At 56.2% G+C, this 17,922-nt stretch carries 15 protein-coding genes and 2 pseudogenes; 9 read left to right on the forward strand and 8 right to left on the reverse strand.

Annotated features, from left to right (window positions below; all coding sequences use genetic code 11):
- Positions 1-52: 52 nt before the first annotated feature.
- Positions 53-1,384 (forward strand): NAD(P)/FAD-dependent oxidoreductase, encoded by a 1,332-nt coding sequence (locus ABH945_RS34445; protein WP_429253620.1) that lies wholly within the window; start codon positions 53-55, stop codon positions 1,382-1,384.
- Positions 1,385-1,585: 201 nt separating this feature from the next.
- Here the strand turns inward: ABH945_RS34445 and ABH945_RS34450 are convergent, their stop codons facing one another.
- Positions 1,586-2,368: a LysR substrate-binding domain-containing protein gene (locus tag ABH945_RS34450; RefSeq protein ID WP_429253621.1), complete on the reverse strand. Its 783-nt coding sequence runs from the start codon at positions 2,366-2,368 to the stop codon at positions 1,586-1,588.
- 373 nt (positions 2,369-2,741) lie between these two features.
- Here ABH945_RS34450 and ABH945_RS34455 point away from each other — a divergent pair, with 373 nt between their 5' ends.
- Positions 2,742-3,377 (forward strand): hypothetical protein, encoded by a 636-nt coding sequence (locus tag ABH945_RS34455; RefSeq protein ID WP_429253622.1) that lies wholly within the window; start codon positions 2,742-2,744, stop codon positions 3,375-3,377.
- 52 nt (positions 3,378-3,429) lie between these two features.
- Positions 3,430-4,557 (forward strand): annotated as a pseudogene (gene istA, locus ABH945_RS34460) (IS21 family transposase); the annotation flags it as partial.
- A gap of 388 nt (positions 4,558-4,945) precedes the next feature.
- Here istA and ABH945_RS34465 read toward each other — a convergent pair.
- The 5 genes and pseudogenes from ABH945_RS34465 to ABH945_RS34485 form a co-directional block, all read right to left on the reverse strand.
- Positions 4,946-5,788, reverse strand: a complete 843-nt coding sequence (locus tag ABH945_RS34465; RefSeq protein WP_429253623.1) for a tetratricopeptide repeat protein — start codon at positions 5,786-5,788, stop codon at positions 4,946-4,948.
- Entirely contained in the window at positions 5,785-6,723 is a 939-nt protein-coding gene (locus ABH945_RS34470) for a Ku protein (protein ID WP_429253624.1), read from the reverse strand. The genes ABH945_RS34465 and ABH945_RS34470 overlap by 4 nt, the downstream gene beginning before the upstream one ends.
- 263 nt (positions 6,724-6,986) lie before the next feature.
- Positions 6,987-7,223: a hypothetical protein gene (locus tag ABH945_RS34475; RefSeq protein ID WP_429253663.1), complete on the reverse strand. Its 237-nt coding sequence runs from the start codon at positions 7,221-7,223 to the stop codon at positions 6,987-6,989.
- Between the two features lie 61 nt (positions 7,224-7,284).
- Positions 7,285-7,484: pseudogene (locus ABH945_RS34480) on the reverse strand (hypothetical protein); the annotation flags it as partial.
- A gap of 646 nt (positions 7,485-8,130) precedes the next feature.
- Positions 8,131-8,274: a hypothetical protein gene (locus ABH945_RS34485; protein ID WP_429253625.1), complete on the reverse strand. Its 144-nt coding sequence runs from the start codon at positions 8,272-8,274 to the stop codon at positions 8,131-8,133.
- Positions 8,275-8,981: 707 nt separating this feature from the next.
- On the opposite strand from ABH945_RS34485, the gene ABH945_RS34490 reads away from it, so the two are divergent.
- From ABH945_RS34490 to ABH945_RS34510, 5 genes are all read left to right on the forward strand, one after another.
- Entirely contained in the window at positions 8,982-9,461 is a 480-nt protein-coding gene (locus ABH945_RS34490) for a hypothetical protein (RefSeq protein WP_429253626.1), read from the forward strand.
- 33 nt (positions 9,462-9,494) lie between these two features.
- On the forward strand, positions 9,495-10,994 hold the full coding sequence (locus ABH945_RS34495; RefSeq protein WP_429253627.1) for a hypothetical protein: 1,500 nt from the start codon (positions 9,495-9,497) through the stop codon (positions 10,992-10,994).
- A gap of 266 nt (positions 10,995-11,260) precedes the next feature.
- The gene (locus ABH945_RS34500; protein WP_429253628.1) at positions 11,261-11,947 is read left to right on the forward strand and encodes an MFS transporter; all 687 of its coding nucleotides are present in this window, start codon (positions 11,261-11,263) and stop codon (positions 11,945-11,947) included.
- Positions 11,948-11,951: 4 nt separating this feature from the next.
- Positions 11,952-13,037 (forward strand): amidase, encoded by a 1,086-nt coding sequence (locus ABH945_RS34505; RefSeq protein WP_429253629.1) that lies wholly within the window; start codon positions 11,952-11,954, stop codon positions 13,035-13,037.
- Positions 13,038-13,073: 36 nt separating this feature from the next.
- Positions 13,074-13,397, forward strand: coding sequence for an amidase family protein (locus tag ABH945_RS34510; protein WP_429253630.1), 324 nt, complete (start codon positions 13,074-13,076; stop codon positions 13,395-13,397).
- 574 nt (positions 13,398-13,971) lie between these two features.
- On the opposite strand, the gene ABH945_RS34515 is transcribed toward ABH945_RS34510, so the two are convergent.
- Together ABH945_RS34515 and ABH945_RS34520 are read right to left on the reverse strand one after the other, a co-directional pair.
- Complete coding sequence (locus tag ABH945_RS34515; protein ID WP_429253631.1) at positions 13,972-15,330, reverse strand: MFS transporter; 1,359 nt, start codon at positions 15,328-15,330, stop codon at positions 13,972-13,974.
- A gap of 65 nt (positions 15,331-15,395) precedes the next feature.
- A complete protein-coding gene (locus ABH945_RS34520) occupies positions 15,396-16,046 on the reverse strand; it encodes a 4-carboxy-4-hydroxy-2-oxoadipate aldolase/oxaloacetate decarboxylase (RefSeq protein ID WP_429253632.1) in 651 nt (216 codons plus the stop codon).
- An 87-nt stretch (positions 16,047-16,133) separates the two neighbouring features.
- Between ABH945_RS34520 and ABH945_RS34525 the strand changes: the two genes are divergently transcribed.
- Positions 16,134-17,027, forward strand: a complete 894-nt coding sequence (locus ABH945_RS34525) for a LysR family transcriptional regulator (RefSeq protein WP_429253633.1) — start codon at positions 16,134-16,136, stop codon at positions 17,025-17,027.
- Positions 17,028-17,922: the final 895 nt, after the last annotated feature.

The following is a 17,922-nucleotide window of genomic DNA, read 5'->3' on the forward strand; positions in this document are numbered from 1 at the left end:
GTACCCGTGATTGTCGCGTTTCGGTAAGGTTCGACATCGGAGAACCCACTATATGCATCGCATCATCATCGTCGGCGGCGGCGCAGGCGGCCTCGAACTGGCAACACGACTGGGTAACAAGTACGGCAGCGCGGTCCGAAAAAAAGGGCCGCCGCCGCTCGCTCAAGTGACGTTGATCGACCAGAAGCCCACGCACGTATGGAAGCCTCTTTTGCACGAGGTCGCATCGGGAAGCATGGACTCATTTGCCCGCGAACTCGAGTACGCGGCTCAGGCACGCTGGCACGGCTTTGAGTTTCATCAAGGTCCGCTGACTGCACTGAATCGCGCGGGAAAATCCGTCACCATCGGTCCGCTGCTCGGGACCGACATGAGTGAGGTATTGCCGACTCGAACACTCGAATACGACACTCTGGTTTTGTGCCTCGGCAGCACAACTGCCTACTACGGTGTGAAAGGCGCGCAGGAGAATTGCATTGCACTGGACACGGTGGAACAGGCCATTTCGTTCCGCGAGCGGATGATCGCAGCCTGCACGCGCGCAGAATACAGAATGGACGAGACGGTAGCTGACAAGGCGTCAGTCAGCATCGCAATCATCGGAGCCGGCGCAACCGGCGTCGAGTTGTCGGCGGAATTGCGTAATACAGCTGAGGTTCTGCACGCCTACGGCTTGAAGAACCTCGATCCGGTCCGCGATATTGATATCCGCATCATTGAGGCAGCTCCGCGCATTTTGCCTACATTATCGGAGCGTCTGTCCGCTGCGGCTGTTGAACTCCTTAGGCAAAAAAATATCATTCTGATGACGGGCGAAGCAGTCTCCGAAATCTCTGCGGGTGTGGTCCACACTGCGAGCGGAAAATCGGTCAACGCGGATCTCATTGTCTGGTCTGCAGGGATCAGAGCACCAGCAATCCTTGCCGAACTCGATGGGCTCGAGGTCAATCATACCGGCCAGATTGTCGTGGGACAGACACTGCGAACGGAAACCGATGAAAACATTTTTGCATTGGGTGACTGCGCAGCATGTCCGTGGCCGGACCATCAACGCGGCGTGCCGCCGAGGGCGCAAGCCGCGCATCAGCAGGCCAGCTTTCTCGCTCGTGCATTGGCGCTTCGCATGCAAGGCAAGCCACTACCGGTTTATACTTATCGTGATCTTGGCTCGCTCGTCTCGCTGGGACGCTACTCGGCAGTCGGCAGCTTGATGGGCAACCGCTTCGGCAAAAAGATGTTTGTCGAAGGACTCGTTGCACGCTATATGTACACGTCTCTACACCGGATGCACGTTGCGACTCTCCAGGGATACCGCTGGATGTTGCTGGATATGCTATCCGACTGGCTGCGGCGCGCAACCGCACCACGCGTGAAATTGCACTGAATATCTGATGTTGATAAGCAAAAAATCGGATCTATATAGCCAGCCAGAACGGCCATATGCAGGCGTGCTAGAAGATCAATCTCAAGCGCGCTTGGTTTAAAGCGAGGCCGTCGCGGAATCTCGAAAAATCAACTAATACTGCAAAATTCTATCCCGTCCCTCTTGCTGAATTAAGTCTAAAGGTCGTCGCCAAAATTCTCGTCAATTCATTCGACGAATTCGGAATTGGGACTGACGGTAGACGTCGACCGGTATCGACGATCTATTCCTGGTCAATTGACTCGACCCGACTAGGCAATTCTCACGAAGAATCGTTCGATCATTTTCAGGCGAAGCTAATTGCTCGATCCACCAATCCAGCGCTTTCCCAATCTTGTCCCGACGCCACGCAATGTAACAATTAGAATATTCACGCACACCGACAACCTGTCGCGTTACCAATGTTCCCTTGCGTAGATAAAAATTGGCCAATGGACTAGGGAGCATACCGACAGCGATACCTTCGCGGAGCGCGTCGAGTTTGGACTCGCGGTTCGATACGAAAAGTAGAGGCTGTCCGTCATGTATCGCCACAGACTCGGGATCCAGCTCCCGTGATGTATCACTCATGACCACGCCCAGATGCCTTGCGATTGTCTCGCTATCCAGCGGCTCGGGATGACGGGCGAGAGGATGATGGGGCGCCATAAGAAATACGTGATGAAGTATTCCGATTGGGCGCGCCACAATATTGGAGTCCAGCGGCGGTTCGCCAACGGTGCCAATCGCCAGATCAACCCGCCGCGAAATCAAGGCGTCCCATACCCCTCCAAGCACTTCAGTCGAGATGCGGAGTTGCGTAGGTATTTCAAGCTCGTAGAAACCTTTCACATAGGGCCACATTGATCCGAGCTGGAAAATCTCGTCAAAACACAAACGAAGCTCAGATTCCCAACCGTCGCGAATGCCTTTGGCTTTGACTTCGAGTTGCCGTACTGCCCGCAAAAGGCGGCGACCTTCATCAACAACCGCGCGACCTGCCTGCGTGAAAGTCGCGCGTCTACCGCTACGATCAAATAGTTCAATATCAATGTCGCATTAAGACAACCAATCTTTGTCGTATTTGAGGTCCAAACTCCCGATTTACCCCAGCGGAGAGATCTGATAACAACCTATTGCTGTCGCATTGACATGTAGACGCTTAAACTCACGACGCTCCGCCTCTCTTGCAAAAAATTGAACGCGTTCGACTAGCGACTTCTTTGTCGTCGCGCACACAAGAAAGAGGTTTAAACTAAATCTTGCACCGCACTTTATCTGCAACTAGGCTACCTACTAAGGTTGCGGATCCGCATGTGATATGCGGGAGGAGCTCAAGATGATGAATGATGAACCGGCCGTCATGTCAGGCCAACACATCCGGGCGATTCTTGACGAATTGCGCTCGGACGTTGATACGGCTTTCTCCAACCTTGACAATAGTCCCACCTCGCAAAGCGGTCGAAGAGATGTGCTCAACGCGGTGATTAACTACCTGGACACAGCTCGCACGCTGCTATTTCGACTTGCGCAGATCAGAGAAAGGAAACAACCTTTTAACATCCATAAAAGATCGATTCTCATCGCTTTTGAATCGAACAGTGATAACGCTACACAACTCGAGGAGCGCTTGAGACCGCCATCGTGGGAGCAGAGTATAAGCGGAATGTTCGTACCTGCAACGATCTTCTCTCGCGTTGAAACTCAAGAGTTCTCTCCAAGCAGGAAGGTCTCTAATGATCTTGCCACCTTAGCCTCCGCGCGAGCAAGGCTGCTGGCACCTCGAACCCCATCAAGCCTACAGATTACGAAGCAGGAGCTACTAAGCGCTTCGCGCACAATCACTTGGGTCCACGCAAAGGCGCATGAGCTGTTGATGGTTGCGTCCGAGAGTCCAGCGCAGGAACTCGAGCGAAGGCTCAAACTCCGCGATCTTTATGACCTGAAGATATTCGATCAGCTCCACGGTGGATAACGACGAACACCGACCGTAGCTCCGGTCGCCCACGCTGACGGGGACGTCGACGATTGATCTGGGAGATGTTGTGACGATCTTGGAATTGCATCGGCATGGCCTGAGCGTCTTAGCCATTGCCGTCCGGCTTGGTATGGATCTCAAGACAGTGCGCAAGTACATCAAGGATGGCCTTCAGGTGCCTCGTAACGGCCCGCGTGCGCCCCGACCCTGCAAGATCGATCCGTTCGTCGGTTATGTGACCCAGCGGGTGCAAGCCTTTCCGGAGCTGAGTATTGAGCATTTGTTGCACGAGATCAAGGCGATGGGCTATCCGGGCGGCCGCACCGCGGTGGGCAATCTGGTGCGCAAAGTACGCCCACCGCGTCAACGCGGCTTTGAGGTGCGTTTCGAGACACCGGCGGGAAAGCTGGCGCGGGTGGACTTCGCCCATTTCAATGTTGATTTCGAGGAGACACCCGGCCAGCGGCGCTCAATCTGGCTGTTCTCGATCGTGCTTGGACACAGCCGATATCTCTGGGCGCAGTTCGTCGGACATCGTGATCTGCAGACGGTACTGCGCTGTCATATGGAAGCGTTCGCCCATCTCGGTGGCGTGCCGCACAAGATTCTCTATGACCGAATGAAGACGGCGGTTCTCGGCGAACTCGAACGACAAGTCGTGTACGGCGCGAAGATGGTTGCGTTCGGCCAGCACTTCAATTTTACGTCACATGCGAGCAAGGCGGATCGCGCCAAGACCAAGTGCAAGTTTGAGCATCCGTCCCACTACATCCGTCGCGACTTCTTTCTTGCACGTCGTTTCCAGAATCTTGACGACCTGAACCGGCAACTGCGGAATTGGCTTGATACAGTGGCCAATGTTCGCGTCCACGACACGACACAGCGTGTCGTGTCCCAGCATTTCGAAGAAGAACGCGCTGCGCTCCAAGCCTTGCCAACAGGTATGTTCAATCGAGTAGTCTGGCTTGAGCGGCTTGTGTTCCGCGAGGGGCTCGTGGCTGTCGGTCGCAATTACTATAGCGTGCCGGACGGCATGCGCAGACATAAGCTGGAGGTTCACAGACTGGCCCATGAGCTTCGCATCTACGAGGATGGTGCGCTCTTGGCTGTTCATCCGGTGCTCGAAGGCAGACGCCGAGCTGCGCTATTGCCCAGCCATAGCCGCGCGCACCATCGGCACGATTGTCTAACCCGAACTTAAGCCTACGTATCGCGTGAGCTCCCCTGCACACAACAGTCTGCTGATCGTCGACGGGATCAGCTACCTGCCGGTTGGTGTGAACGGTGGCAACCGGTCTTTCAATCCGTCAACACCTGCGATGAGCAATGCGCAATCATCCTGATCTGTATAGCAAAACCTGTCAGACTTCCGGCCACTGAGTCCCCATCCTTCTCGGCTTTCAGATCGGCCTGTTGGCTGAGGCCGTGTCGTAGCGGTTGGACGCACTACAGCCAAGCTACGCTGGCAGATTAACGGCGGTTTCCTATTGCTTAATCGTCTCGCCGCTCAACGGAGGCGTCTTGTGTCAGGCCTTCAGCGCAGAGTCTCCAGCCAGAATAGGCTACTAACCAACGAGCTTGCGATACGCGCTCAGGTGCCGAACCAAGCCCTGCTTGTCTCCGCGAATTTCGCTGAGCCGAGCCATATTGAAATGTGCATCCGCGTGCATCGGGTCTAGCTCAACGCTTTTGCCGTACGCTTCCAACGCCGCATCGTATAGTTTGAGCTCTTCGAGAACGACGGCGCGGTTGAAGTGCAGCAGCGCATCGTCGGGAAAATGCTTCAGTGCGTTATTGAACACGTCAAGCGCTTCCTCGCACCGTGTCCCGACTTCACATAGCAAGACGCCGAGATTGGTGTAGGCGTCGTAGTGCGGCTGAGGAGCCAGATCAACCGCCTTTCGGTAAGCCTGTTCGGCACCAACGACATTCGTTTCCATCAGTTGCTCAGCGAGCGCAAACCAATCGTTGGCCTGCTGCTCGCGATTCCTCAAGCTTTGCGGAGCCGCGTCGAGAAATGAGACCTCTCCCTGCACCGGAGCAACTTCGAAGTCGAGCAGGTGCTGACCGGAGGCCGCGTCCCATTGCGCCTGCCCCGACCTTACGGCAACGTTGTCACCGACTGCGGTGATACGGATCCCGGAAAGCGGCAGCTCCTCCGGGAGTTCGGCCTTGAGTTTGGCAATAGCGCGAAGAATCTTTCGAGAAGCGATTTTTGCTGACTGCAGCTGAAATGCAGTGCGCAAGACTACGACATCCTGGAATGAAAAGCGCAACTCGTTGCGGCGTCCGCGTGCCGGCTGGACAAAGCCTGCGTCTATCAACCCTGTCAGGACCCGTCGCGAAACGCCCAGCAGCGACTGAAGGCTGCGCAGAGAATAGTCGTGGGAGTGAGTACGTCTGGTCACTTGCGTGCTCGGACCTTCGCGGGTGGCGCCTCCTCGACCTCGGTTCGAGGTGCGGCTCGTTTAACCGGGCGGCGGGGTTTCGCCGCAAGCACTGCATCTTCCGTGGGGGGCACCGGCTTTTTCGCCGCAGCTCTTTTAGTAGGAGTCGCCCGTTTGGTTTTGTTGGCGTTCAGGCTTGCACGCAACGCTTCCATCAGGTCGATCACCTGGCCACCTGATTCTTCAGTGGACTCCTGAGGATAAACAATCTGCTTCCCGGCTATTTTGCGGTCGATGGCCTCGAGAATCCGTTTCTTTTCGTCGTCTTCGTAAGCTGCCGGGTCGTAAGCGTCGTCAGACACCTGCTCAATGATTTGCAATGCAAGCTGCAGTTCATTCTTGCTCACGGCTACATGTTCGATATGCAATTCGCTCAGCGCGCGCACTTCGTCAGCAAAAAGGAGCTGCTGGAAGACCATTCCATCTTCCGCCGCCCGTACCTGAACGATGCGTGTCCTGCCTTTGTAAGACCATTTGGCGAGCGCGCAGCGAGCGCTTTCCCGTAAGGCTTGCTGAAGCAGACAGTAAGGCTTTCCGCCGCGCTTGTCGGGAGCGATGAAATACGCCTTGTCATAGAAAAGAGGGTCGACCGACTGCTCCGGGACGAACGAGACAATCTCCACGACATGGCTTGCACTTTCCTCTAACGCTTTCAGTTCGTCCGGCTCGAATACAACGAACTGGCCTTTTTCAAACTCGTAGCCCTTCTTCATATCGGACCGCGCGACAACTTCGCCGCTCGCTTCCGACACGTACTGTTGCTTTACGCGGCCCCCGTCGGGTGTGAGTAGATGGAAGCCTACGCCGGCAGCGCTGTCCGTCGCCGAATAAAGCTTTACGGGTATCGAAACCAGTCCAAACGAGAGGGTCAAGGATGCAATTGAACGCGCTGCCATGGAAACCTCCTGATAGCCGCCGACAAGAGTCTGTCGTTTACTGCTGAATCCGGACGCCTTCGGGGCGAATAACCCATCCCGCTGCGGTTAAAAGCACGTCATAAGCCTGTGGCCTTGATCGCGATAAGCGGATCACAGGAAAATCCAACCGCCGCTGCCTGCACTCCCGGCTCAGGACAAAGGGTTATCGAAGACGCTTAATCGCCCCGTCAGCAACTGGCCTGTCGTCCAGTATGTACTCCACGGGTCAAGCGCCTGAAAGCTCAGGTATTCCCTGGCCGTTTGCACGATCCATTGTGCGCCGCCTCTGACGTCGGACAGTTTGTCCCGCGATTCCGGCGTTGACACCCCCATGCCCGGGGTGCCCGGGCCAAGAACGCAGTCGCGGTGCTCTGTGCTTCCGCGTTGCGAAGATAGTCCACGAAGACCTTGCCGATTCTGTTCGCCACGCCCGATTTTGCGGAGAACCGCTCGAAGATTGCCTTCGCCAGATGCCGCACGAACAGCTTCGAGAAGTCCTTTCACATTTTTATAGTCCAATCTCGGCGTCAGCGGCACAACAAGATGCAATCCCTTGCCGCCGCTCGTCTTTAGCCACGCCTGAAGGTCGAGTTCTTCAAGCGATGCCCGAACAAGGAGCGCAACTTCCTGAACTTCCCTCCATTCACGCCTTCGCCCGAGTTAAAGTCAAAAATGACGTGGTCGGGCATGTCGCTTTTACGAGCGGTCGAATTCCACGTATGGAACTCGACGACGTTCATCTGTGCTGCAGAGGTAGACTGTTGTCAACAGAGTACAGCGCTGTCTGTGCATTTACGTCGTTTGATAAGGGACCGACCAGCTCGTCCACTAAGGATCACGATATATGAGTACGAAGGAGCCTATCAACCGCCAAGCGAGAGTTGGCGATCAGCCCGGGTGGCACCTCTATTCAGAGATGTTTGATCCTGACCATGTCTATCTTGAGCTCGACGGCATCGCGGCCGAAATCACCATGACTGGCAACATGGAGAGGCCGCCCGGGACCGTGTTACTGCGCCTGCCCGTTGCAACCGCAAAGCAACTCCGCCTCGTGCCTGAATCTTGGGACAGCTCATCGGTGCCTGAGTCTACGGGCGCGTCCGCTCGCCGGGAAGCCGCCGCATTACGGCTCGCAAGTCTAGGTGGAGACGAATCTGAAATGAAAGAGGTCCCGCGACGTCGTTCGGATGTCGGTAATAGTCCTAACGAGGAATAGATAACCAACGCTCGACCTAGACTTAGTTTTTACTCGCTCCGAGCGACAGTCGCTGACTGTACAGCGCTCTAAACTTGCGTGCCAGCAACCCCCGATTTTTCGGAGCTCACAGTCAGAAGATCGATAAATACGCCGTCGCGGCTGGCCTACACTTTTCGTCGATTGCAGAATTATCTCGCAAAGAAGATCAGACCGATCGTCACAACACCGCCAGCGAGGCCGAGGGCAGCGATCACAAGCGAGACAACCGCTTCCTTGCCGCGCGCCGACGGGAAAATACGTTCAGCTAATACCAATATTTTCGACGTTGTCATATCAGATGCCTCTGAACCGAAAGTTGGGCAAACCCGAAAATAGCGTACAGATAAACATATCACCCTCAAACCAATCCTAGACACCCTCTTGATTGGTCCCCCGACTGCTCATCGACATCAGTCAGTAATTTTGAGCATTAAGTTCTCAAAATGCAAAAAAGCCCGGCGTCAGCGCGGGCTCGCAAGGACCATCTTTAGCCGGCCGAGTTCGCATGTTCAGCGCCACCAAGTCGGTTTGACGCATCCTGGATTTCCACAGTCTGAGCGCGAACGTGCAGCATGATGCCAAGTTGCGAAACCCGACATCTGTAAATAGCCAGAACCCGACATTAGGATATAGCTGCGACTTAATAATTATGTCAAATTGTAAGCGTGGGGGCAGTAGTCGTGTGTCTGATTGCTGCGCACAACACGCAGCTCGGTCCATGTCGTCTTGACATCACCGCGCCCTCAGTTTTTAAACAGAAACGTTCCCGTTCGGTGGCGCAGTGCTCGATCGTGATTTAACGTTTGGCCGCTATCCTGTTGCACAACAACTTCCCCAAGGCCGCTTCTAATTCTATAAACTTTCTCCAGACAAACGCAGGCCCGAAGAACAAGAGTCACTTGATCGAACCCCACTTTTTAAGCTTGTTGCACGAGTGTGGTCTAGCCGACAAATGTCCTCTCAATTGGTGATAGCATGGAGCATCTGGAGGCTCGATACTATGCGGCAGTCTGAAGAGGTGGTTTCTCTTCCTGATCTCGTTGTTTCAATCCTTTCGCCGAGACTGCAACAGCTCGCGCGATCGGAAGGCGATCTGCGCTCGCTCGTCCGGGCCAAAAATCTCATTTTTGGTGAAGATCGGCTGGCTGTCCTGGTTGCTGTATCGCCATTCGAGTTTCGTTCTGATTTGGAGCGTTTTATTGCTCTCAAGAGTGGAGAATCCAGCGGCGTTGGCATCATTCTCATTCCTTTTGCCCTGCCGACACGCATGCTGGCCGCTCTGGTCGGCCCGCTCTCGCAACTTGGAATCCGAATCGTGTCATCTACGGAGCTCGATTTGGCGGAACATGCACGACGCCTGATCCGCGAATCCGAAGATCGCCTTGCGGCTGCAAGAGCCCGATGGGAACCACGGAAAGAAGTATTCGACGAGTCGCAGTTCAAACTCATATCCAGCAAGCACCGCTCGTCCGCATTCTGACAAAAGCCGCGGTGGTCGATCAATAAGAAAAGCATGGCCGCAAATCAGGTTCTGGCATACCACCGTGTTGCTCCACGTGTTTACAATCTGACTGGTCTTCGTACAGGGAGCGTGCGCGATCAGATGCTTCGGGCGATTATGCTGACCGAAGCGATCTATCACGACACCGACGAACTTAAGGGTAGCTCGCCTGAACCTGATGATGGCATTCTGGTGATCGGCGGTGGCGTAGCGGGCGTTTCATGCGCGCTCATCGCTTCCAAGCTGAATATTAACGTCACGATTCTTGAAAAGAACGGCATTCTGTTTTCGACTTTGCTCAATGCGAATAATCGCCGCATAGATCCGTTCGAATATGATTGGCCTCAGCCTCCGGTCGCTGTCGGGACTACTTTCCCCCGCCACTTGAGATTTCCTCTTCTGTACACGGGAGGAACTGCGGCACAGGTGGCGCATGACTGGGAGCTGCAGTTTAAAGACTGGCTGCGTTTGCGCAATCCTGGCATTGGCAGTCCCGGCCATGTTGAGGTGTTGTGGAACACCAAGGCGGAGTCTTATTCCTACGCGATTGCCATAGACCCGGATTCCACAGATCTTATAGGCGTGTCAGACAAGCGGACATCAGGTTCAACTGTTCGGAAGTATCGGGCGTTGATCATCTGTGCCGGTGTTGGGGGCGAGAGGACGTACGATGATGCTTCGGTACCAGCCTATCAATATGTAGGCCCTGGTTTCTGGACGTTTCCCGATCAACTGGAGACTGCCGATTTTGGCTTGCCACCCAGTGGGGGGACTCCGCGGCACATCCTTATTTCCGGGGGCGGTGATGGCGCTATGCAAGACCTGCAGAGGGCGGCGACAGGAAAATTCGGGATGGATCTTCTCACCGAACTGAAAACCGCGCTCAACCTGCCCGATGCACTTGAGAAAGAGTTTGCTCGCCTGCTTATTGCCGATGATCGCGCCAAGCGTGCCTATGCATGGAAGGGCGATTCTGGTCCCCGTAAAGCACTCGATGGAGTGATGAACGAGTGGCACCGGGAATTTGGTCTTGCCGTTAGTGCAATCTTTCAGGCGTATGCCACAGCAAACAGCATGACGGATTTGTCGGGCAATCCTGACGAAGCTAAAGCGCAGCGAGATTTAGCGGGCAAGCTGCTTCGCTCCGAGATTCTGGCCGGCGCAAAAATCAGTTGGGTATTCGCAGAGAGCAACCCTGGATATGCCTATGCGCTGAACAGGTTTCTTTCTGATCTCATTGTGAAACTGCTTCGCGCGAAGAGCAATCATCGGGTTTATCGCGTACAAACCAAAATCCTGAATATTGCTGCTGTCACGTCAGCGCCCCATACGTGTGGGTCTGCCCTCGGCTGCTACGGCCACATTCATGATGTCACTTTCAGCAACACCAAGAATCCAGAGCCCTTCGACATTATCATCATTCGGCACGGCATCATTCCAGGGGAAATAGCCGGCCTTCCGTTCAAAGCTCCGGTTCCGGAACAGCTTGCGCCGTATGACATCCCCGATTGATTGCAAGGCGTTTTGACGCTCGATCCAGCTTGCTGGGTAGAGTCAGTTTCTCGCTGGGCCGTTACTGATGAGTCAGAGCGCCAGTCGCGTTTTTCATAGGCGGTAACGCGCTTAGCAACTGAACGACTATGTGGTGTTGAATTGCCGCGGGGGCGCACTTCGTTCTTGATGTCCACGCAGAATGACCCCACGATCGAATCGGATGAGCGTGTGGGGCTCAGATGCGGACGACGCGAGCGGTCCCGTCCCTGAGGGCCTAGCGGCGCGTGGCGCTCCAGCCATTTGTAGCCGGTCTGGCGGCTGATGTTGAAACGCCGGCAAAGCTCGCTGAAACTCAGGGCGAGCGGGACAGTGCTAGGTCCACGAAGCTCGACAGAAGGCTTCCCACTTGCCGAACAACCATATGGCTTCTTGCATTGACCAATTTTGCTTTGCTCGCGAACGTGGTTACTGCCTTATGGCTGCCGTCGTTGATAAAGGGCTCGGGAATTTCCGATCCGCTGCACATTGGTTGGATGACAAGCATTCCTTATGCGGTGGCAATCACGACGATGATTCTGGTGGCACGGAATTCCGACCGCACAGGTGAACGTCGATGGCATGCAGTTGTGCCGGCCCTAGTCGCGTCGATTGGCGTCATTTGGATGTCGTTTTCGCTGCACGAGCCTGTAATGCTAGTGTTTGCAGCTGCCCTTTGTATTGGGGGCGCGCTCACCCTCAATGCTCTTTTCTGGAATCTTCCGACAGCTTTGCTCTCTGGCAATGCGGCGGTGGTGGGCATTGCATTCATCAATTCCGTCGGACAACTCGCAGGCTTCACTGCGCCGGCAGTTTTTGGCTGGCTCTTCCAGAAGTCAGGTTCGCCGGCATACGGTCTACTGTCTCTCGGGGCGCTCTTCGCCGTCGGAGGACTGGCCGTTCTCTGCATTCCCAAAACCGCTGTGAATCGCTAAAACCGTGAAACAAAACGAATACATTGCCCTGGACGGGCTGGCAATCGCTGAGCTTATTCACAAGCGAGAACTTCGCCCCATCGAAGCGTTGGACGTTGCAATTCGGCACATTGAAAAGGTTCAACCGCAAATCGGCGCAATCTGTTGGCCACAGTTCGAATCGGCTCGTAAGCATGCGATCTCACTGGAGGCAGATCGGACGCCCGCGGGCCCATTCCATGGCGTTCCTCTTCTGCTGAAAGATGCATTACTAGAGGTGGCAGATTTTCCACTAACTGGAGGGTCGAGACTATTACGGGGGAACATTAGTCAAGAGGATAGTGCCTTGGCTGTGCGTCTTAGGGCTGCTGGCTTTAATTTCTTCGGCCGCACAACATCTCCGGAATTTGGAGCTAATGCGGTGACCGAGTCCGTTGTCTACGACGCGCCGACGCGCAACCCCTGGAACCTCACCTTTACTCCGGGAGGATCATCAGGGGGCGCCGCTGCCGCGGTAGCCGCAGGAATCTCGCCCCTCGCTCATGCGTCAGATGGGGGTGGTTCAATACGTATTCCCGCGTCGTGCTGCGGCCTGTTCGGTTTGAAGCCAACACGCATGCGAAATCCCGTTGGGCGTGGTGGCGAAGGATGGGGAGGGCTCATAGTTGAACATCTGGTATCGCGCTCTGTGCGCGACAGCGCTGCCGTGCTGGACGCGACGCAAGGCACAAATATCAGGACGGGATACATCCCTCACGCCCCTACGGGTACATATCTAGAGCATGTACGGAAACCGCCTAACCGCTTGCGCATTGGACTGATTACTCGGCCACCCTCGGGAGCGGGCGTGGATGCAGACTGCACGGCCGCTGCAATGCAAGCCGCGCTCCTATGCGAGCATTTGGGGCATTCCGTCGAATATGCCCAGTTTCCTGCGACCGACTATGAGAGGTTCGGTCGGTCGATGCGGCTGGTGGTCGCAGTTGCCGCAGCACGTACGGTGGAAGACGCATGTAGACGACGTGGGCGCGCCGTAACCCGCGACGACCTGGAAGAATCGATGTTTACTGCGACTGAGCTTGCAAAGCGTAGTTCGGCGATTGAATATTAGGACGCCACGGACTATCTGGCAGAAGTCGGTGCCGCAATGCATCCACTCACTCGCGAGTTTGATGTCGTACTCACCCCTACCTTGACTTCGCCCCCGGTCAAAGTAGGTCGCTACGCGGCAGATCGCGAATACATCGCACATCGATCAGATACGCTGCTCTTTACCGAATTCCTGCCGTACTTCAATGCCAGCGGTCAGCCCGCAATGTCGGTGCCGTTATATTGGAACGAAGCCGGTCTTCCTATTGGTGTCCAGTTTGTTAGCGGACTTGGGCGTGAAGATCTGTTGTTTCAGTTGGCTGGACAACTCGAGCTAGCAGAGCCGTGGTTCAAGAAAATACCGGAGTTGGCGAAGCGCTAGACGGACTGGGTAGCCTTGTCCGGTTTCTGGAAGAGTCTGGTAGTAGACAACGTGACGCTCGGTCGATGTGTCGATACAACAATCTAAAATCGCTCGATTTTCCAGTCTCCGGTCGATACATAAGACCTGCTACGGTAAGTTCTTCGCTAGCAGACCCACTGACATGGGCCGCCGCAATTGTTTTACGGCCGGTTTGCCGACGAACAGGTGCGGCCCTGCAGGAAATGCTGGGGGGCAACAGCCTGATTGCGTAGATCAGGCTGGCATTCTCAAGGCTCGCCGTTAGCTATTTGTCTGAAGCAGGTCTTGCGCGCATGCTTGAGCAACCCACGTTCGTCATGGTACCGACGCGATCTTCAATGCCGCCGGTGAGATGCATCGCAATGCGTCGGGCTAACCTGTGGCATCCGCTGAGCGCCGCCGTGGCCAGCCAGGCCACGCAATAATGAAACTTCTTCTTAAAGCTGCTCGATCGGGGATAGCTCGAGGTGAAGCATTCACCGTGGTCAACGACTTTGTCGATTTGCGGCGCGAACCGACGGCATGCCAACGAATGCCGCACAAAACAGCCATCTCAACGCCGCAGAGGCTCGACGTCCAGCGGCTCCGAAATGGTCAGCAAAATGACGAACGTGAGCGCGGATATCGCCGACATGAAGCCGAACACGTAACTCCATCCGTAATGATCCAGCAGCAGTCCTGCGATGAACGGCGTCGCTGCGCCGCCCAACTGCCCGCCCATATTGACGATGGCGTTCGCGAGCGGAAACTTTGCCTTCGAGACAAACGACGTCGGATAGACCATGTATGCTGAAAACCCGATGCTCAGCGTGACGCCCGTCAAAAAGATCAGTACGCCATACACGAACGGCGATACTGGCGACTCGATGAGCGCCACCATCATGACGGCGGTCGCGATGGCGGAGAACATCATGCCGGGCTTGCGCCGCTTGCCGAGCGCGCGGTCGGACAGCAAGCCGCCCAGGATATTGCCGAACACCGCCCCCACCCAAGGCGCCGCGGCGACCAGCCCCATCCCGGCCACGCTGAAGTGCTTCACGTTGAGCAGATAGGTCGGAATCCATGCGAGCAGCACGCTCGAAATGCCAAGCTGGCAGCAGTAGCCGAGCGCACAACCGTAGATATTCCAGGAGGTCGCGACTGCGCGCGTCGTCTCCAGCGGCTTCTCGCTGCGCACGCGCGTCAGCCGGTCCAGAAGAGGCATCGCGCGAGTGCGTTCAATACGCATGGCCGACGCCGCGCCGGGACTCGCCGCATCGATCAGTTCCCGTTCAGCTTCGTTGACGCTGCGGCTCTCGGACGGATGGTCGGCGACCATCCAGTACCAGACGATCGAGAACGCAATGCCGGGCACCGCGAACACGATGAAGATTTGCTGCCAGCCCCATAGCGAGATGACTGTCGCACCGATGATCGGTGTGATCACCGGGCCGAACTTCACCGCTGACAGGAACAGCCCGGACGCCGTGCCTTTCTCTTTGGCCGGGAACCAGCGATTGATGGTTGCGGCAATCCCGAGCGGCAGCGGACCTTCCGCGAAACCCAGTGCGAACCGGCACAGCTTGAGCGCGAACAGCGAACCCACGACCCCCGTCAGTGCAGTGGCGAGCGAGGTGAGGATCATCGAAATGGGTAGCGTGCGGCGCACGCCGAAACGCGAAACGAGCCACGCAGACGGCAATTGCGCGAGCGCATAGGCGATGAGAAAGACGCTGACGAGCGCGCCGGCCTGCGCATTGCTCATGGCGAATTCCTTGCGCAGAAACGGCAACGCGATGCCAAGGTTCGCGCGATCGGCGGCCGCGACCGTGTAGATCACAAAGAAAAGGCTTGCGACGACCCAACGATAGCGTGTGGGCCGCGCCGAGGTGGCCACGGCGCCCGATGCGGGCATGCTGGTCTGCTCTTTCATATTGTCTCGCTCCATGCTGGCGGTTTTTATGTGGTTTTTATGGGCTGCTTCGACGGCGAGATCGTTTATTCGAGACCGAACCGGCGCAGGGTCTCCTGCAATCCCAACAGTTCGACCGTGCTCGCGCCCTGGCGAATCCGCTCACGGAATGCACGCTCCTTGTCTTCGCGCTCGCGGCTGACCTGCACGACGCGCGCGACATCGTGCTGCGGAACGACGACGACACCGTCGATGTCGCCGACCACGATATCGCCGGGTCGAATCGGTACATCGCCGATACATATCGGCACATTGACCCTGCCCGGCTGGTTTTTGCCCGTGCCCTTGATGCTCAGGCCGCGACTGAACACCGGAAAGCCCAGCTCGATGATCGTGCGTGCGTCGCGCACGGCGCCGTTGATGACGAGTCCCGCAAGGCCTTTTTGCAGCGCGAGTTCGGTAAAGACGTCACCCCATGGGCCTGCTTCGAGAAATCCCTTGGCGTCGACCACGAGCACGTCGCCCGGCCTCACCTTCAGCATCGCGTAATGCAGCATGAGGTTGTCGCCAGGCCGCGTATCGACGGTAACAGCTGGGCCGGCGACACACATGGACGGATGAATCGGCTTGATGCCGCTGTCGAGCGCGCCGTGCGCGCCCTGTGCTTCGTAGACCGTTGCGCTGCCCAGCTCGCGCAGCGCAGTGATCAGGTCGGAGGATGTCTCGTGGATGCTCATGTCTGTTTGAAGTTTGATGGCAGTCACATTTTTAAGTAAAGTTTCACCGCTATCAAACATCGTTTTATGAGCCTAAGCTCAAAAAAAATGAATCTACGACAAGTTCGCTATTTTTGCGCGGTGGTCGAGGCGGGCAGCGCAACGAGCGCAGCCGACTCGCTCCATGTCGCGCCAACAGCCATCAGCATGCAACTCGCGCAACTCGAGGCTCACCTCGGCGGCGAGTTGTTCGATCGCTCGCGCCGTCCAATGGAACTGACGTCGCTCGGCAAGTATTTCTATCCGCGCGCGAAGGAACTCCTTTCCCACGTCGGCAGGCTCGACGACGAGGCGCGCGGCATCGCGTCCGGTCAGCGCGGCTGGCTCGGAATTGGCTTCGTGCGCTCGGTGTCCTTTTCGGTGCTGCCCGCGGCCGTGCGGCGCTTTCGCCAAAGCTGTCCAGACGTGCATCTTGATCTGGTCGAAGCCCTCTCCGAGTATCAACCGGAGCGGTTGCGCCAAGGGCGGATCGATGTGGGTGTCTCTCGTTTTATTGGCCCGCTCGAGCCCAGCCCGGATCTCGATCACACCGTGGTGCTCGACGAACCATTCGTTGCGGCTGTGCCGCTGGGCGACCCGCTGGCCAAACAGCGGTCGGTCACGGCTGCCGAGTTATCCCGGCTACCATTCATTCACTATCCGAAAGACCCGCGCAGCCCGTTCGGGCAACAAATGCTGACGGCGCTGAAACTGGCCGGCGGCGATCCGCGCGTGGCGCATGAAGCGATCGAAATCCATACAGCTCTGGCGCTGGTGGGCGCAGGGCTGGGTGCAACGCTCGTGGGCCGCTCGACGTCCAAGAACAATCGGCGTGATGTGCGGTTCATTCCCGTCAAAGACCTGGATCTGCGCACCAGGCTCGTGATCCTCACGCGCGCGCGCGAGGACAACCGGTTGGTCGCAACGTTTCGCGACGCACTATCGAAGTCATGTGGACGGTGATTGCGAGGACTAGGAACGACGTGCCGACCTACGCACTCCAAAATTAATCGCCCATCGTGAAGAATTTAACAGCTGCCATCGAGATAAATTTTTGCCTGAACGATGCGGATGGTTCGCCAGAACTCCGGATCAACACGGCACTTCCACAGGCTCTCATCTTGATCGTTAAAAACGAATTCGAGGTAATTGACCTCATTTCGAAAAGCCAACTGCCAACTCGTGTAGTCGATGCATCCTCGATATCCATCTGTTGAAGTTCGCAAATTCCGCTAATGATGCCTGTTGGAGCGCTAATCTTGTCCATTTATTCTGCTAGCGCGGCTCCTATACTGCAACGCGAACCCATGCCCGACGCGACTGACGAGGTGAAAAACGACGCCGAGCTGACCAACATCCACACAAGGGGATGTCGAACTCGCCGACACAACACACAAAGTGCGGCAATGTAAGTCGTTTTTGATCTCCGCACTGAGATGAACAGCTTCCGAAGATCAAAAAAAGCCTCCGGTATTTGCACGTGCGACCGCTTCAAGCGAATGCACCTGTCGCGCTCCTCTACAACCGCATTAGCCGAATTAGCGGAGACGCCAAACGCGTTAGCAAAATAAACGGACATCCAAGCGTCCGTGCGCTGCCGAAACACAACGCGTGAAAAGGCGTGCAAAACCACTGCTAAGCCGTATTTCGCGGGATCAAACTTAAATATTACATTAGCGTAATCTACGGACACGATTAGCACTTTCTGCGGACTGCAACAGCAAGTAACACCCTCACCTATCCCCCGACGTTCCGCGCGACGTGCCGTGGCGGTCCAAGAGAAAACTGCCTGCCATGCGGCTAATAGAACTATTGCGCGAAGGCAATACGATCCTGTCTGCGCATCTTCGGCGAAGTC

Origin of the sequence: Paraburkholderia sp. GAS333 (assembly GCF_050435665.1) — a bacterium.
Lineage (GTDB): Bacteria > Pseudomonadota > Gammaproteobacteria > Burkholderiales > Burkholderiaceae > Paraburkholderia > Paraburkholderia fungorum_A.

Excerpts from the sequence above, each read along its gene's own strand:
- ABH945_RS34445 (WP_429253620.1), top strand. The coding sequence starts at position 53 with ATGCATCGCATCATCATCGTCGGCGGCGGCGCAGGCGGCCTCGAACTG.
- ABH945_RS34455 (WP_429253622.1), top strand. The coding sequence starts at position 2,742 with ATGATGAATGATGAACCGGCCGTCATGTCAGGCCAACACATCCGGGCG.
- ABH945_RS34470 (WP_429253624.1), bottom strand. The coding sequence starts at position 6,723 with ATGGCAGCGCGTTCAATTGCATCCTTGACCCTCTCGTTTGGACTGGTT.
- ABH945_RS34485 (WP_429253625.1), bottom strand. The coding sequence starts at position 8,274 with ATGACAACGTCGAAAATATTGGTATTAGCTGAACGTATTTTCCCGTCG.
- ABH945_RS34490 (WP_429253626.1), top strand. The coding sequence starts at position 8,982 with ATGCGGCAGTCTGAAGAGGTGGTTTCTCTTCCTGATCTCGTTGTTTCA.
- ABH945_RS34495 (WP_429253627.1), top strand. The coding sequence starts at position 9,495 with ATGGCCGCAAATCAGGTTCTGGCATACCACCGTGTTGCTCCACGTGTT.
- ABH945_RS34510 (WP_429253630.1), top strand. The coding sequence starts at position 13,074 with ATGCATCCACTCACTCGCGAGTTTGATGTCGTACTCACCCCTACCTTG.
- ABH945_RS34515 (WP_429253631.1), bottom strand. The coding sequence starts at position 15,330 with ATGAAAGAGCAGACCAGCATGCCCGCATCGGGCGCCGTGGCCACCTCG.
- ABH945_RS34520 (WP_429253632.1), bottom strand. The coding sequence starts at position 16,046 with ATGAGCATCCACGAGACATCCTCCGACCTGATCACTGCGCTGCGCGAG.
- ABH945_RS34525 (WP_429253633.1), top strand. The coding sequence starts at position 16,134 with ATGAATCTACGACAAGTTCGCTATTTTTGCGCGGTGGTCGAGGCGGGC.